General features: G+C 65.4%; 13 protein-coding genes. All 13 read left to right on the forward strand.

Going from position 1 to position 14,884, the window contains the following annotated elements; translation table 11 throughout:
• The 13 genes from fadD5 to QOJ24_RS08560 all read left to right on the forward strand — a co-directional run bounded on the left by fadD5 (nucleotide 1) and on the right by QOJ24_RS08560 (nucleotide 14,874).
• Nucleotides 1–1,644: a fatty-acid--CoA ligase FadD5 gene (gene fadD5 / locus QOJ24_RS08500; protein ID WP_526260545.1), complete on the forward strand. Its 1,644-nt coding sequence runs from the start codon at nucleotides 1–3 to the stop codon at nucleotides 1,642–1,644.
• A 263-nt stretch (nucleotides 1,645–1,907) separates the two neighbouring features.
• Nucleotides 1,908–2,651, forward strand: a complete 744-nt coding sequence (locus QOJ24_RS08505; protein WP_526260578.1) for an MlaE family ABC transporter permease — start codon at nucleotides 1,908–1,910, stop codon at nucleotides 2,649–2,651.
• Nucleotide 2,652: 1 nt separating this feature from the next.
• Entirely contained in the window at nucleotides 2,653–3,522 is an 870-nt protein-coding gene (locus tag QOJ24_RS08510; RefSeq protein ID WP_526260546.1) for an MlaE family ABC transporter permease, read from the forward strand.
• A gap of 4 nt (nucleotides 3,523–3,526) precedes the next feature.
• Nucleotides 3,527–4,816 (forward strand): MCE family protein, encoded by a 1,290-nt coding sequence (locus QOJ24_RS08515; protein ID WP_526260547.1) that lies wholly within the window; start codon nucleotides 3,527–3,529, stop codon nucleotides 4,814–4,816.
• Nucleotides 4,813–5,844, forward strand: a complete 1,032-nt coding sequence (locus tag QOJ24_RS08520; RefSeq protein ID WP_526260548.1) for a virulence factor Mce family protein — start codon at nucleotides 4,813–4,815, stop codon at nucleotides 5,842–5,844. The genes QOJ24_RS08515 and QOJ24_RS08520 overlap by 4 nt, the downstream gene beginning before the upstream one ends.
• Nucleotides 5,841–7,436 (forward strand): virulence factor Mce family protein, encoded by a 1,596-nt coding sequence (locus QOJ24_RS08525; RefSeq protein ID WP_526260549.1) that lies wholly within the window; start codon nucleotides 5,841–5,843, stop codon nucleotides 7,434–7,436. The genes QOJ24_RS08520 and QOJ24_RS08525 overlap by 4 nt, the downstream gene beginning before the upstream one ends.
• 9 nt (nucleotides 7,437–7,445) lie before the next feature.
• Complete coding sequence (locus QOJ24_RS08530; RefSeq protein ID WP_526260550.1) at nucleotides 7,446–9,080, forward strand: virulence factor Mce family protein; 1,635 nt, start codon at nucleotides 7,446–7,448, stop codon at nucleotides 9,078–9,080.
• Nucleotides 9,080–10,228, forward strand: a complete 1,149-nt coding sequence (locus tag QOJ24_RS08535) for a virulence factor Mce family protein (RefSeq protein ID WP_526260551.1) — start codon at nucleotides 9,080–9,082, stop codon at nucleotides 10,226–10,228. The genes QOJ24_RS08530 and QOJ24_RS08535 overlap by 1 nt, the downstream gene beginning before the upstream one ends.
• Before the next feature lie 3 nt (nucleotides 10,229–10,231).
• Nucleotides 10,232–11,779, forward strand: a complete 1,548-nt coding sequence (locus QOJ24_RS08540; protein WP_526260552.1) for a virulence factor Mce family protein — start codon at nucleotides 10,232–10,234, stop codon at nucleotides 11,777–11,779.
• Nucleotides 11,749–12,402: an Rv1363c family protein gene (locus QOJ24_RS08545; protein WP_526260553.1), complete on the forward strand. Its 654-nt coding sequence runs from the start codon at nucleotides 11,749–11,751 to the stop codon at nucleotides 12,400–12,402. The genes QOJ24_RS08540 and QOJ24_RS08545 overlap by 31 nt, the downstream gene beginning before the upstream one ends.
• The gene (locus tag QOJ24_RS08550) at nucleotides 12,399–13,376 is read left to right on the forward strand and encodes an RDD family protein (protein WP_526260554.1); all 978 of its coding nucleotides are present in this window, start codon (nucleotides 12,399–12,401) and stop codon (nucleotides 13,374–13,376) included. The genes QOJ24_RS08545 and QOJ24_RS08550 overlap by 4 nt, the downstream gene beginning before the upstream one ends.
• On the forward strand, nucleotides 13,373–13,924 hold the full coding sequence (locus QOJ24_RS08555) for an Rv1363c family protein (protein WP_526260555.1): 552 nt from the start codon (nucleotides 13,373–13,375) through the stop codon (nucleotides 13,922–13,924). The genes QOJ24_RS08550 and QOJ24_RS08555 overlap by 4 nt, the downstream gene beginning before the upstream one ends.
• Complete coding sequence (locus QOJ24_RS08560) at nucleotides 13,891–14,874, forward strand: mammalian cell entry protein (RefSeq protein ID WP_526260556.1); 984 nt, start codon at nucleotides 13,891–13,893, stop codon at nucleotides 14,872–14,874. The genes QOJ24_RS08555 and QOJ24_RS08560 overlap by 34 nt, the downstream gene beginning before the upstream one ends.
• Nucleotides 14,875–14,884: the final 10 nt, after the last annotated feature.

The following is a 14,884-nucleotide window of genomic DNA, read 5'->3' on the forward strand; positions in this document are numbered from 1 at the left end:
CTGCCGTTGACCGCTCAGCCGACCGATCAGCCGTATCTCGCGAGAAGGCAGAACTGGACCAACCAGCTTGCCCGCCACGCGCTGATGCAGCCCGACGCGACGGCGCTCCGACACCTGGGCCGGACCACCACATGGGCTGACCTCGACAGGCGCGTGGCTGCACTCGCGGGCGGGCTCAGCCGTCGCGGCGTGCGCTTCGGCGACCGGGTTCTGATCCTGATGCTCAACCGGACCGAGTTCATCGAGTCGTTCCTTGCGGCCAACAAGCTCGGCGCCATTGCGGTTCCGGTCAACTTCCGGATGACCCCGAGGGAGATCGGCTTCCTGGTCACCGACTGCGATGCCAGGGTGATGATCGCCGAGTCGGTGCTGGCCAAGGTGGCGACAGCTGTCAGGGATCTGGAACCGAAGCTGGAAACGGTGATCATTGCGGGCGGGATGACCGACGACGGCGTGCTCGGCTACGACGACGTGTTGGCCGAAGACGGCGACCCCGCGGCGCCCGTCGATATCCCCGACGACTCGCCCGCGCTGATCATGTACACCTCGGGCACAACGGGGCGGCCCAAGGGCGCTGTGCTCACCCATGCCAACCTCGCCGGCCAGGCGATGACATTCCTCTTCACCAACGGTGCCGACATCAACAACGACGTCGGGTTCATCGGCGTGCCGCTGTTCCACATCGCGGGCATCGGCAACATGATCATCGGACTGCTTCTCGGCCTGCCCACGGTGGTCTACCCGCTCGGTGATTTCGATCCCGGCGTTCTGCTCGACGTGCTCGAGGCCGAGAAGGTCACCGGCATCTTCCTCGTGCCCGCGCAGTGGCAGGCGGTTTGCGCCGAACAACAGGCCAACCCGCGTGCGCTGCAGCTACGCGTGCTGTCGTGGGGCGCGGCGCCCGCATCGGACACACTGTTGCGCGCCATGTCGGCGACATTCCCCGGCACTGCGATCCTTGCGGCGTTCGGTCAGACAGAGATGTCGCCCGTGACGTGCATGTTGTTGGGCGACGACGCCCTTCGCAAACTCGGGTCCGTCGGGAAGGTGATACCGACCGTCAGCGCTCGAGTCGTCGACGACGACATGAATGACGTACCCATCGGCCAGGTCGGCGAGATCGTCTATCGCGCGCCAACTCTGATGGACGGCTATTGGAACAACCCGCAGGCCACCGCCGAAGCGTTTGCCGGTGGCTGGTTCCATTCGGGCGACCTGGTGCGACAGGACGACGAGGGATACATCTGGGTTGTCGACCGCAAGAAAGACATGATCATCTCCGGCGGCGAGAACATCTACTGCGCCGAGGTCGAGAACGTCCTCGCCGGCCACCCGGCGATCGTCGAAGTCGCCGTGATCGGGCGAAGCCACCAGAAGTGGGGCGAAGTCCCGGTCGCCGTCGTGGCCCTGAGCGCAGTGTCCGATTCGACCCTCGAGCTCAGCGATCTTGACGAATTCCTCACTGAACGGCTTGCCCGGTACAAGCATCCGAAGCACCTGGAAGTGGTCGACGCCCTACCACGCAACCCCGCTGGCAAAGTCCTCAAGACGGAGCTGAGAAACCGGTTCGGGGCAGAGATACTCGTTGACGCGGCCGAAAGTTCTTCTGCCGCAACGGTTTCTGTCGGACGGTCAGAAAGTTAACTGGAGGGTTTGGGTTTGCTAACGGTTAGAGGGTCAATCCGCCGGATGCGGTGCAGCCGCGGGGGAGCATCGTGTACATTCCTGTGGTCCGCCTTACTACCAGTCAGTAGGGAGACGGTGGTCACAGACAGGGGTTCAGTGCAAGGAGGGGGCGTGCGACAGGGGCTGCCGTACCGCCGTAACACCCGTGGCGTGGGAACGCGCTGGTGACGGCGACGCAACCGGGGATAGGCGACTACATCGCCAACCAGACCCGGCCGGCGATGGAAGCTGTCGGCGGGTTCGTGCGCATGTGCGTGCTCACCTTCAAGGCGCTGTTCCGTCGACCGTTCCAGTGGCGAGAGTTCATCCTGCAGGGCTGGTTCCTGTTCAAGGTCTCGTTCCTGCCGACGCTCGCAGTCTCGATTCCGTTGACGGTGCTCCTCATCTTCACCCTCAACATCCTTCTGACGGAGTTCGGCGCCGCCGACATCTCGGGCGCGGGCGCGGCCCTGGCCGCCGTGACTCAGCTGGGCCCCCTGGTGACCGTGCTTGTGGTCGCCGGCGCGGGATCCACTGCCATCTGCGCCGACCTGGGTGCCCGCACCATCCGTGAGGAGATCGACGCACTCGAGGTGCTGGGAATCGATCCGATCCATCGGTTGGTGGTGCCCCGCGTGGTCGCCTCCACTTTCGTCGCGCTCCTCCTCAACGGCGCCGTGATCACCATCGGCCTTGTCGGTGGCTTCATCTTCGGCGTGTACCTGCAGAACGTCTCGGCGGGTGCGTATGTGACGACCCTGACACTCGTGACCGGCTTGCCCGAGGTGCTGATCTCGGTCGTCAAGGCCACCACGTTCGGGCTCATCGCCGGGCTGGTCGGCTGCTACCGCGGCCTGACCGTTTCCGGTGGCGCCAAGGGTGTCGGCACCGCGGTCAACGAAACGCTTGTGCTCTGCGTCATCGCCCTGTTCGCTGTCAACGTGGTGCTGACGACGATCGGCGTGCGATTCGGGACGGGAAGCTGACATGGCGACCTCAAACGTTTTGCGCTCCCGGTTCCCTCGGGGCTACCAACGCACCGAACAAGTGGTCGCCGCGCCCGCCCGGTTCCTCGACAGCGTCGGCCACGTCGCGTGGTTCGTCGTGACGGCTGTCGGCTCGATCGGGCACGCGCTGCGGTACTACCGCAAGGAAACCCTGCGGCTGATCGCCGAGATCGGAATGGGCACCGGCGCGATGGCCGTCATCGGCGGCACGGTCGCGATCGTCGGCTTCGTCACGCTCTCCGGTTCGTCACTGGTGGCGATCCAGGGCTTCGCATCGCTGGGCAACATCGGTGTGGAGGCGTTCACCGGCTTCTTCGCGGCGCTGATCAACGTTCGCATCGCCGCCCCGGTGGTGGCGGGCCAGGCGCTGGCGGCCACCGTCGGCGCAGGCGCCACCGCCGAGCTCGGCGCCATGCGGATCAGCGAGGAGATCGACGCCCTCGAGGTGATGGGCATCAAGTCCATCTCCTATCTGGTGTCCACCCGCATCATGGCCGGCTTCGTCGTGATCATCCCGCTGTACGCGATGGCGATCATCATGTCGTTCCTGTCGGCGCAGGTGACGACGACGTTCTTCTACGGCCAGTCGATCGGCACGTACGAGCACTACTTCCGGACCTTCCTACGTCCCGATGACGTGTTCTGGTCCTTCGTACAGGCGATCATCATCTCGGTGATCGTCATGCTCAACCACTGCTACTACGGCTACTACGCCAGCGGCGGCCCGGTCGGCGTCGGCGAGGCAGTCGGCCGGTCGATGCGAACCTCGCTGACCGCCATCGTGATCGTTGTCCTGTTCGCTTCGTTGGCGCTTTACGGCACCGACCCGAACTTCAACCTCACGGTGTAGCGGCATGACGGCCCCGATCAACGAGCCCCGCACACCGCCCTACAAGCTCGCCGGTGTGGTGCTGACCATTTTGTTGGTCGCCGCGACGGCGCTGGTGTACTTCCAGTTCCGCGGCGACTTCCTCAAACGCGAGCAGCTGGTCATGATGTCGGACCGGGCGGGTCTGTCGATGGACCCCGGCGCCAAGGTCACCTACAACGGTGTCGAGATCGGCCGGGTGGCCAGTGTCGACGAGGTCACCGTTGGTGATCAGCCCCGTGCCAAGATCACGCTGGACGTCGACCCCAAGTACATCAGGCTGATCCCGGCGAACGTGGACGCCAAGATCAGCGCCACCACGGTGTTCGGCAACAAGTACATCTCCTTCTCGTCGCCGAAAGACCCGGCGTCCCAACGCATCAAGAGCTCAGACGTCATCGACGCGACGAACGTGACCACCGAGTTCAACACGCTGTTCGAGACTCTCACCTCCGTGTCGGAGAAGGTCGACCCGATCAAGCTGAACCAGACGCTGACCGCGACCGCGCAGGCGCTGCAGGGGCTCGGCGACCGGTTCGGTCAGTCGGTCATCAACGGCAACGAGATCCTCGCCGACCTGAACCCGAAGATGCCGCAGCTACGACGGACCAACCAGCTGCTTGCCGATCTCGGTGACGTGTACGCCAACGCCGCACCCGACCTGTTCGACGGGTTGGAGAACGCGGCCACCACGGCGCACACCCTCAACGATGAGCAGGGCAACATCGACCAGGCGTTGATGGCCTCGATCGGTTTCGGCAACACCGGCGCCGAGATCTTCGAGAAGGGCGGCCCCTACCTCATCCGTGGTGCCCAGGACCTGATCCCGACATCCGAGCTGCTCGACGAGTACAGCCCCGCGTTGTTCTGCACGATCCGCAACTATCACGACGTCGAGCCGAGGATCGCCGCGTCGCTCGGCGGCAACGGCTACTCGCTGAACACGCACTCGGAACTGCTTTTTCCGGCCAACGCGTACGTCTACCCCGACAACCTTCCCCGGGTGAACGCCCACGGCGGCCCTGAAGGCAGGCCCGGCTGCTGGCAGCCCGTCACCAAGGATCTGTGGCCGAACCCGTACCTGGTGATGGACACCGGCGCGTCGATCGCGCCCTACAACCACATCGAGCTGGCATCGCCGTTCGGTTGCGCCGGGCTGCCGCCGTGCCTGCTGCCCATTCCGTCGGTGCCGATCCCCCTCGTGGTGCCGCTCATCACTCCCGGCTCCGAGTACATCTGGGGTCGTCAGTTCGGGGAGAACACGATCAACCCATGAAAATCACCGGGACAGCCATCAAGCTCGGCGCCTTTGCACTGGTGCTGCTGCTGTTCACCGCGATCATCATCGTGGTGTTCGGTCAGATGCGGTTCGACCGCACCACGGGCTATACGGCTCTTTTCAGCAACGCCAGTGGTCTGCGCGCCGGCCAGTTCGTCCGCGCGTCGGGCGTTGAGGTCGGCAAGGTTTCGAAGGTCGAGCTGCAGGACGGCGGCCGGGTGGCAGAGGTGCACTTCAGCGTCGAGCGTGACCTGCAGCTGTTCCAGGGCACGACCGCCTCGATTCGCTACCTGAACCTGATCGGCGATCGGTACATGGAGCTCAAGCGGGGCGATAACGACCAGCGGCTGCCCGCAGGCTCGACCATCCCGATGGAGCGCACCGAGCCCGCGCTCGACCTCGACGCGTTGGTCGGCGGCTTCCGCCCGCTGTTCCGCGCGCTTGACCCCGACAAGATCAACAACATCGCGCAGTCGATCATCACGATCTTCCAGGGCCAGGGCGGCACCATCAACGACATCCTGGACCAGACGGGCCAGCTCACGTCTGCGCTGGCCGATCGGGATCAGGCCATCGGAGAGGTGATCCGCAACCTGAACACGGTGCTGGACACCACCGTCAAGCACCAGAAGCAGTTCGACGAAACGGTCGTCGACTTCGAGAAGCTGATCACCGGATTGAAGAACCGGGCCGACCCGATCGCCAGTTCCGTCGCCGACATCAGCGACGCCGCGGGCACCGTCGGGGATCTGCTCGCCGACAACCGTCCGCTGCTCAAGGACACCATCGGCTATCTGGAGGCCATCCAGCAGCCCCTCGTCGACCAGAAGGACCAGTTGAACGACACCCTGACCAGGCTGCCGACGGCGCTGAAGATCATCGGCCGGGCAGGCGGTGTCTACGGTGACTTCTTCAACTTCTACGCGTGCGACATCTCCTTGAAGCTTCCCGGCTTGCAGCCCGGCGGACCGGTGCGCTCGGTCAAGGTCTGGTCGCAGCCGACAGGTCGGTGCACGCCGCAATGAGAGTCCTGGAAAGTTCGAATCGCGTCCGCAACGGGTTGATGGGCGTCCTCATCCTGCTGCTCGTGATCGGGGTGGGGCAGAGCTTCGCCAGCGTCCCGGTGCTGTTTGCCCAGCCCACGTACTACGCGGAGTTCTCCGACACCGGTGGGCTGAGCGGCGGCGACAAGGTGCGCATCGCGGGCGTCGACGTCGGCCAGGTGAAATCGATGGAGATCGAGGGCGACAAGGTCAAGATCGGCTACACGCTCGACGGGACGCAGATCGGCACCGAAAGCCGGGCCGCCATCCGCACCGACACGATCCTTGGCCGCAAGAATTTGGAGATCGAGCCGCGCGGGACCACGGCACTGGCCGCGAGCGGCGTTCTGCCGCTCGGCCAAACCACGACGCCCTACCAGATCTACGACGCCTTCTTCGACGTGACCAAGGCCGCGTCCGGGTGGGACACCGAGACGGTCAAGCGGTCGCTGAACGTGCTCTCGGAGACGATCGACCAGACCTACCCGCACTTGAGTGCCGCCCTCGACGGTGTCGCCCGATTCTCCGACACCATCGGCAAGCGCGATGAGGACGTCCGGAAGTTGCTGTCCAACGCCAACAAGATCGCGGGCGTGCTCGGCAGCCGCAGCGAGCAGATCAACGCTCTGCTGACGAACGCGCAGACCCTGCTGGCCGCGGTCAACGAGCGCAGCTACGCGGTCAGCATGCTGCTGGAGCGCGTCAGCGAGTTCTCGACCCAGGTCGCCGGCTTCGTCAACGACAACCCGAACCTGAACCATGTCCTTGAGCAGCTCCGCACGATCAGCGACCTCCTCAAGGAGCGCAAGTTCGACCTCGTCGACGTGTTGTCCACCCTGAGCAAGTTCACCGCGTCGCTGGCCGAGGCCATCGCCTCGGGTCCGTTCTTCAAGGTGATGGTCGTCAACCTACTGCCACCGTGGTTGCTGCAGCCGTTCGTCGACGCAGCGTTCAAGAAGCGCGGTATCGACCCCGAGAAGTTCTGGGGCGACGCGGGCCTGCCGTCGTGGCGGTTCCCCGATCCGAACGGATCGCGCTTCCCGAACGGCGCTCCCGCACCGGGACCGGAAGTCCTGGAAGGGACGCCGGCGAATCCGGGTCCCGCCGTGGTCGCGGGTCACCCCTGCTCGTACACGCCGACGCCGGACACCCTTCCGCGACCTGCCGATCCGCTGCCGTGCTCGCACCTGTCCACGGGCCCGTTCGGGCCGAACCCGTACTCGAGCCCGGCTGGGCAGGGCTACACCTTGCCTGACGTGATCACTTCACCGCCGAACCCGAACGGTCCGGGCTTCACCCCGGGTGTTCCTGCTGCGGCCGTTCCGGGTCAGTTGCCGCCGGACATGCCGGGTGTGCCCGCGGCGCTGCCGCCGGCCCCGCCGGGCGCACGCACCGTGCCGGTCGGGCCGCTGCCCCCGGAGGGACCTGACTTCACGCCGGGCATCGCGCCGCTGCCGCCTGCGCTCGACGGGCCGCCACCGCCGCCGGGACCGGGGCCTGCACCCGCGCCAGCGGGTGCACCGGTGCTGCCGGGCAATCCGCCGTACCTTCCACCAGGTTCGCAGAACGGGTAGGGCGAAACGATGTCGACTATCTTCAACGTGCGAAACTTCAAGTTGCCGAACGTATCTCGGACAACAGTCATCATCGGCGCCGTCGTCGTGGTGCTGGCGCTGGTCGCGGGTGTCGTCGGATGGCAGCTGTACAAGAAGCTCACCAACAACACGGTGGTCGCCTACTTCTCCGACACGCTCGCGCTGTATCCGGGCGACAAGATCCAGATCATGGGCGTCAAGGTCGGCTCGATCGACTCGATCGAACCGGCCGGCGACAAGATGAAGGTCACCTTCCACTACGAGAACAAGTACAAGGTGCCCGCCAACGCGACGGCGTCGATCCTCAACCCGAGCCTCGTCGCGTCGCGCACAATCCAGCTGTCCCCGCCCTACACCGGCGGGCCCGAGTTGGAGAACAACGCCACCATCCCGCTCGATCGCACGCAGGTGCCGGTCGAATACGACGAGTTGCGTGACTCAATCAACCGGATCCTCACCGATCTCGGCCCGACGCCCGAGCAGCCCAAGGGCCCGTTCGGTGACGTCATCGAGTCCTTCTCGGACGGCTTGGCCGGTAAGGGCGACCAGATCAACAAGACCCTCAAGGGCCTGTCCGATGCGGTCACCACGCTCAACGAGGGTCGCGGCGACTTCTTCGCGGTGATCAAGAGCCTGGCGATGTTCGTCAACGCACTGCACAAGAGTGACCAGCAGTTCGTCGCGCTGAACAACGACCTCGCCCAGTTCACGAACTCTTTCACCAACACCGACAACGAACTCGCGACGGCGCTGCACGATCTGAACACCCTGCTGACGACGACCCGCAAGTTCATCGGCGAAAACGGCGAGGTGCTCGCACACGACGTCGACAATCTCGCCGAGGTGACCAACGCGATCCTGCAGCCGGAGCCCCTGAACGGTTTGGAAACCGGCCTGCACGTGTTCCCCAACCTCGGCGCGAACCTGATGAACATCACCTCGCCGAACTCCGGCGGCATCGTGGGTCTGCCGGCCATCACCAACTTCGCCAACCCGATGCAGTTCATCTGCAGCTCGATCCAGGCCGGTAGCCGGATGGGCTATCAGGAATCCGCCGAACTGTGCGCGCAATACCTGGCGCCGATCCTGGATGCGATCAAGTTCAACTTCCCACCGATCGGTATCAACGAGTTCGTGGGCGCCATGACGCTTCCCAAGCAGATCTCCTACTCCGAACCCCGGCTGCAGCCGCAGCCCGGATACAAGGACACCACCGTGCCCGGGATCTGGTCGCGCGACACCTTGTTCTCACACGGCAACCACGAGCCGGGCTGGGTGGCCGCACCGGGCATGCAGGGCATCGAGGTGCAGCCGCACACCGAACGAAATGTCACGCCTGAGTGCCTCTCAGAGCTGCTGGGTGGACCCGACTGCGTGGTTCCCGGCGCCCCACCGGCATTCGGGGTCAGCGACGGCAGGCTGCCAGGCCCGCCGGACGCCTACAACGAGAACCAGCCGCTGCCCCCTCCGTGGTACCCGCAGCCGGGACCCCCGCCGGGTCCGTCACCGGGCGTCATCCCCGGCGATCCTCTCGGCGCCATCTCGCCTGCACCTGCGGCCGCTCCGGCAGCCGCTCCAGCGCCGGCCGGCCCGCCGCTGCCCGCTGAAGCTGGAGGGGGCTAATGACCGCGCGTAAGTGGAGCCGGATCGCGATCCGCGCCGTGGCGCTGTTGGGAATCGCGGTCGTGCTGACCTCCTGCGGCGGCTGGCGCGGCATCGCGAACGTCCCGCTGCCAGGCGGTCCTGGCACCGGGACGAAGAAGACGACGATCTACGTGCAGATGCCGGACACGTTGGCACTCAACGTCAACAGCCGTGTTCGGGTGGCCGACGTATATGTCGGCCGGGTGCGCTCGATCGAGCTGAAGAACTGGGTCGCCACGCTGACGCTGGACCTGCAGCCCGACGTGAAGCTGCCTGCCAACACGTTGGCCAAGATCGGGCAGACCAGCCTGTTGGGCTCCCAGCACGTGCAGCTCGACCCGCCGCCGAACCCGTCGGGGCAGCTGAAGAGCGGCGACACCATTCCGTTGAAGAACGCCTCGGCGTTCCCGACCACGGAGCGGACGCTGGCCAGTATCGCCACCATTTTGAGCGGCGGCGGAATTCCGAACCTCGAGGTCATCCAGACCGAGGTCAACAACCTTCTGACCGGCCGCGCCGATCAGATCCGCGAATTCCTGGGCCGGCTGGACACGTTCACCGACAACTTGAACCAGCAGCGCAATGACATCACCAGGGCCATCGATTCGACGAACAGGTTGCTGACGATCGTCGCCGACCGGAACAACACCCTGGACCGGGTGCTGACCGAATTCCCGCCGCTGATCAAACATTTCGCTGACACCCGGGATCTGTTCGCCGACGCCGTCGTGTCGCTGGGCCGGATCAGCAACGCCGCCGATGCGGCGCTCGCCCCGACGAGCGACAACCTGCACACGAACCTGCAGAACCTGCAGCGCCCGCTCAAGCAACTGGCCAAGGCGTCGCCGTATCTCCTCGGCGCGCTCAGGCTTCTTTTCACCGCCCCGTTCAGCATCGAGAACGTGCCGAAGGTGGTGCGCGGTGACTACATCAACGTGTCGCTCAACGTCGATCTGACACTGAGCGCCATCGACAACGGCATCCTGACCGGCACCGGAGTCTCGGGCATGCTGCGCGCACTCGAGCAGTCGTGGGGCCGCGACCCGGAGACGATGATTCCGGATGTGCGCTTCACACCCAACCCGCACGATGCACCGGGCGGACCACTTGTGGAAAGGGGTGAATGACCAGTGCTGACACGGTTCATCAAGATTCAGTTGGTGCTGTTCACGATCCTCACGATCATCGCCTTGGTCGTATTGGGCTGGTACTACCTGCGGGTGCCCAGCCTGGCGGGCATCGGGCAGTACAAGCTGTACGCCGATCTGCCACGCTCCGGCGGGCTGTACGAAACGGCGAACGTCACCTACCGCGGCACTCAGATCGGCAAGGTGACCGGCGTCGAGCCGACCGAGAACGGCGTCAAGGCGACGATGAGCATCGACAACGAGTTCAAGATCCCGAAAGACGCGACCGCCAACGTCCATTCGGTGTCCGCGATCGGTGAGCAGTACCTCGACCTGGTGTCGACCGGCAACCCCGGTCAGTACTTCAGCAACGGGCAGACGATCACGGCGGGCACGGTGCCCAGTGAGGTCGGCCCGGCGCTGGACGCCGCCAACCGCGGCCTGGCAGTGCTGCCGAAGGAGAAGATCGACAGGCTGCTCACCGAGACGTCGAAAGCGGTCGGTGGGTTGGGTCCCAATCTGCAACGCCTGGTTGACGGCACGACCAATCTCGCGCAGGGCTTCCAGGAGAACCTGCCGGAAGTCAACGACATCCTCGACAACACGGCGCCCATCCTGAACAGCCAGGTGCAGTCCGGCGATGCAATCCAGCAGTGGTCGCGAAACTTGAATATCCTTGCGGCGCAGTCGGCTTCGGAGGATCAGGCGCTGCGCAGCGGGTTGCAGCAGGCAGCACCGACGCTGGATCAGGTGACGGCCACGTTCAGCGACGTCCGCGAATCGCTGCCGCAGACGTTGGCGAACCTGGAAGTCGTCATCGACATGCTGAAGCGCTATCACAAGGGTCTCGAGCAGGCGTTGGTGATCTTGCCGCAGGGCGCCACGGTGGCCCAGGCCGGCACGATCTTCGAGAACGAGGGCCTGTTGCACTTGGGTTTGTCGATCAACCAACCGCCGCCGTGTCTCACCGGGTTCCTGCCTGCCTCAGAGTGGCGGTCACCCGCGGACACCAGCATGGCGCCGCTGCCGTCGGGGACGTACTGCAAGATCCCCAAGGACGCCAACAACGTGGTCCGCGGTGCCCGCAACTATCCGTGCGCCGACGTACCGGGCAAGCGCGCGGCGACCCCGAAGGAGTGCCGCGGTAACGAGCCCTACATTCCGCTCGGCACCAACCCGTGGTACGGCGACCCGAACCAGATCGTGAACTGCCCCGCGCCCGCGGCGCGCTGCGACCAGCCGGTCAAGCCCGGCTACGTGATACCCGCGCCGTCGGTAAACAACGGGATGAACCCGTTACCCGCCGATCAGCTCCCGCCAGGCGGGTCACCCCGACCGGTCAGCGACCCGCTGACCCCGCCCAACTCGGGCAGCGTCCAGTGCAGTGGACAACAGCCCAACCCATGCACGTACACTCCGGCACCAGGCAGTGCGGTCTACAGCCCGTCAAGCGGGGAGGTCGTTGGGCCCGACGGCGTGAAGTACTCCGTCAGCAATTCGAATAACCCAGGAGACGACGGATGGAAGGAGATGCTGGCACCCGCCAGCTGAACCCCACCGATGCTGAGGACGCGCCAGAGGATTCGGTAGCGGTATCCGAACCCGCGGAGACAAGCCAAGAGCAGGACAGTCCAGTCACTGAGGTGGCCGGGGAAACGGGCGACGAACGCCGTTCACCTCGCTTGGGCAGAGGCTGGCTGGTCGGGATCTGTGCGGCATTGGTGGCGCTGACCGCTGCCGCGGTGGTGGGCGGCGTCCTGTTGATCCGCGACAACCGCACTATCGACGAAATCAACCGCAACGACGCGGCGGCTCTGCAGGCGGCCAAGGACTGCGTGACGGCGTTGCAGGCACCGGACACCGCGGCGATGTCCGCGGCGCAGGTGAAGATCATGGAGTGCTCCACGGGCGCGTTCGCGGTGCAGGCGTCCTCGTACGGCGGAATCCTGGTCGAGGCCTACCAGGCCGCGAACGTCCAGGTGCAGGTGTCCGACATGCGCGCGGCCGTTGAGCGGCACGACCCCAACGGGTCGGTGGACGTGTTGGTCGCGGTCCGGATCAAGGTGACCAATTCCGAGGTCAAGGATCAGGAGTCGGGTTACCGGCTACGGGTGACGATGACCCCCGACCAGGGGAGCTACCGGATCGACAAGATGGAACAGGTCACGTCGTGACCGCTGTTCTCGACGCAACCGCGAACGCAACGGCCGACGGTCCGTCGCAGACGCCGCGGCTGGCGTCGTGGCCCGCCCGCGCCGGCGCCCTGTGCCTGGACGTGCTGCTCGGCATCGGCGTGCTCGCCGTGCTGGTGCCACTGGTCCTGACCGCACCGGAGCGTGGCTGGCTCTGGTGGGTCTACATGGCGGTGGCCGCCGTCATCGTCCTGCTGATTCTGGCCAATCGGTGGCTACTGCCCGCCGTCACCGGGTGGAGCCTGGGCCGGGCACTGATGGGCATCAGGGTGGTGCGGCAAGGCGACGGTGCGGCGGTCGGCTTCGCGCGGTTGCTGCTGCGCGATCTCGCCCACCTGCTGGACACCGCGGCTATTTTCATCGGCTGGCTGTGGCCGCTGTGGGATTCGCGCCACCGCACATTCGCAGATCTGTTGCTGCGCACCGAGGTTCGGCAGGTAGATCCGCCCGCGCGGGACATGCGCCGGTTCGCCGCGAAGGTACTCGCCGTTGCGGTCGTGGTGTGTGCGGCTTTGGTCGCGTTGAACTATCTGGTGGTCTACCGCCATGAGCGGGCCGTCGATCAGGCGCGTCAGGAGATCGCGGAACAGGGCCCACGCATTGTCGAACAGATGCTGACCTACAACGTCGACACGCTGAAGGACGACTTCAACCGTGCGCAGTCGCTTGCCACGGATACCTATCGGTCGCAGTTGGTCGCTCAGCAGGAGGCGGTCCAGAAGGCGGGCGCCACTTCGAACGAGTACTGGGCGGTGAGCAGCGCCGTGCTGTCGGCGGCGCCGGACAAAGCGGCGATGCTGCTCGCCATGCAGGGTCAACGGGGCACCGACCCGGCCGACCTGCGCTTCATCACCGCGACGGTGCGGGTGGATTTCGACAAGACCAGCGACGGTAAGTGGAAAGTGGCGAGCCTGAGCGTGCTGAAGAAGCCGCTGATGGGACAGGCGCCGCAATGAGCCCTCGCCGCAGGATCGATGCCGAGGAGCCCGAGCTCTACACCACGCCGGCTCCCAAACCTCCACGCCGATGGGGACTTCCACTGGTTGCGACCATCGCCGGCGTGCTCATCGCGGCCGCGATCACGGCCAGCAGTCTGATGCTGGTGTCGCATGAGTCCGACCGCAAAGTCGCGGTACACGATGCCGATGTGCTCGGTTACGTGAAGTCCTTCATGACCACCTACACCACGCTCGACCCGTTCCAGGCGAACTATTACGGCGACCGTATCCAGTCGCAGGCAACCGGCGACTTCGCGAAGAGCTTCAAGGAAAAGATCAACGAGATACTCATACAGGTGGCCCGCGTCGAGCCGACGCAGGGCACGGTCGTGGAGGCCGGCGTCCAGCGCTGGAACGACGACGGCAGCGCCGATGTACTGGTCGCAACCAAGATCTCGAGCAAGGGTGCCGACGGAAACACCATCGAGAGCGGAAACCGTTGGGTGGTAACGGCAAAGAAGGAAGGGCAGCTGTGGAAGATCAGCCAACTGATACAGGTGATCTGACCACGGATGCGGCCGAGGCACCTTCGACGCCTACGCCCCGTGGTCGACATCGGATGCCGAGCGGCAAGAAGGCTCGCATTCCGAAAGTAGAGCCAGAACCCTCATCTGCCGAACCGCAGGCCGAACCGACCCCTGCCGTCGAAGAGCCGACCCCTGCCGTCGAAGAACCGACCCCGCCCGTTGAGGTGACTGCGCCGCCCGTTGAGGAGCCGCCCGTCAAGCAGGGCCGTCAACGCAACTTGTTCCGGCGCAAGAAGTCTGATGCTGCGCCGGCCGAGGTCGAGCCGGCTGAGGTCGAGCCGGCAGAGCCGCCAGCAGATCAGGTCATCGCCGAGGAATCCGACGGCGACACGATCGAATCCGGCGACGAGGCCGCAGAGTCCGCGGAGGCGGAAGCCGAAGCCGTCGACGAGCCCGTCCTGGTTCCGCACCGACCGGCGGGCAAGCGGCTGAAGCTCGCCGCGGCCGCGGCCGCCGCGCTGTTCGTGGCGGGCGGGGCGTTCCTGGGTGCGACGGCGCAGCCGGTGATCGCCAACCGCGCACTGGTCGAGACCAAGCTGAACGTCGCCCGCACGGCCGCCAATGCGATCACCACGTTGTGGTCGTACAGCCCCGAGAACATGGACTCGCTCGGCGACAGGTCGGCCAAGTACCTCACCGGTGACTTCGCCTTCCAGTACCGCAAGTTCATCGACTCGATCGTGGCCACCAACAAGCAAGCGCAGGTCACGAACACCACTTCGGTGCTCGGTTCGGCGGTCGAATCGGTGAGCCCGACGGAGGCGTCGGCTGTCGTGTACACCAATTCGGTTGCGACAAGCCCGGTGTCGAAGAACATCCCGTCGCTGCGGTACCTGTCCTACCGGCTGGAGATGAAGCGCGACCGCACCGACTGGCGAATCACTCGGATGACCACGATCACCACGCTGGATCTCACCCCACAGGTGTAAGGCAGGCGCG

Source organism: Mycobacterium sp., from assembly GCF_032159775.1.
GTDB lineage: Bacteria > Actinomycetota > Actinomycetes > Mycobacteriales > Mycobacteriaceae > Mycobacterium.

Excerpts from the sequence above, each read along its gene's own strand:
- QOJ24_RS08530 (WP_526260550.1), top strand. The coding sequence starts at position 7,446 with ATGTCGACTATCTTCAACGTGCGAAACTTCAAGTTGCCGAACGTATCT.
- QOJ24_RS08510 (WP_526260546.1), top strand. The coding sequence starts at position 2,653 with ATGGCGACCTCAAACGTTTTGCGCTCCCGGTTCCCTCGGGGCTACCAA.
- QOJ24_RS08535 (WP_526260551.1), top strand. The coding sequence starts at position 9,080 with ATGACCGCGCGTAAGTGGAGCCGGATCGCGATCCGCGCCGTGGCGCTG.
- QOJ24_RS08545 (WP_526260553.1), top strand. The coding sequence starts at position 11,749 with ATGGAAGGAGATGCTGGCACCCGCCAGCTGAACCCCACCGATGCTGAG.
- QOJ24_RS08520 (WP_526260548.1), top strand. The coding sequence starts at position 4,813 with ATGAAAATCACCGGGACAGCCATCAAGCTCGGCGCCTTTGCACTGGTG.
- QOJ24_RS08555 (WP_526260555.1), top strand. The coding sequence starts at position 13,373 with ATGAGCCCTCGCCGCAGGATCGATGCCGAGGAGCCCGAGCTCTACACC.
- QOJ24_RS08525 (WP_526260549.1), top strand. The coding sequence starts at position 5,841 with ATGAGAGTCCTGGAAAGTTCGAATCGCGTCCGCAACGGGTTGATGGGC.
- QOJ24_RS08515 (WP_526260547.1), top strand. The coding sequence starts at position 3,527 with ATGACGGCCCCGATCAACGAGCCCCGCACACCGCCCTACAAGCTCGCC.
- QOJ24_RS08505 (WP_526260578.1), top strand. The coding sequence starts at position 1,908 with ATGGAAGCTGTCGGCGGGTTCGTGCGCATGTGCGTGCTCACCTTCAAG.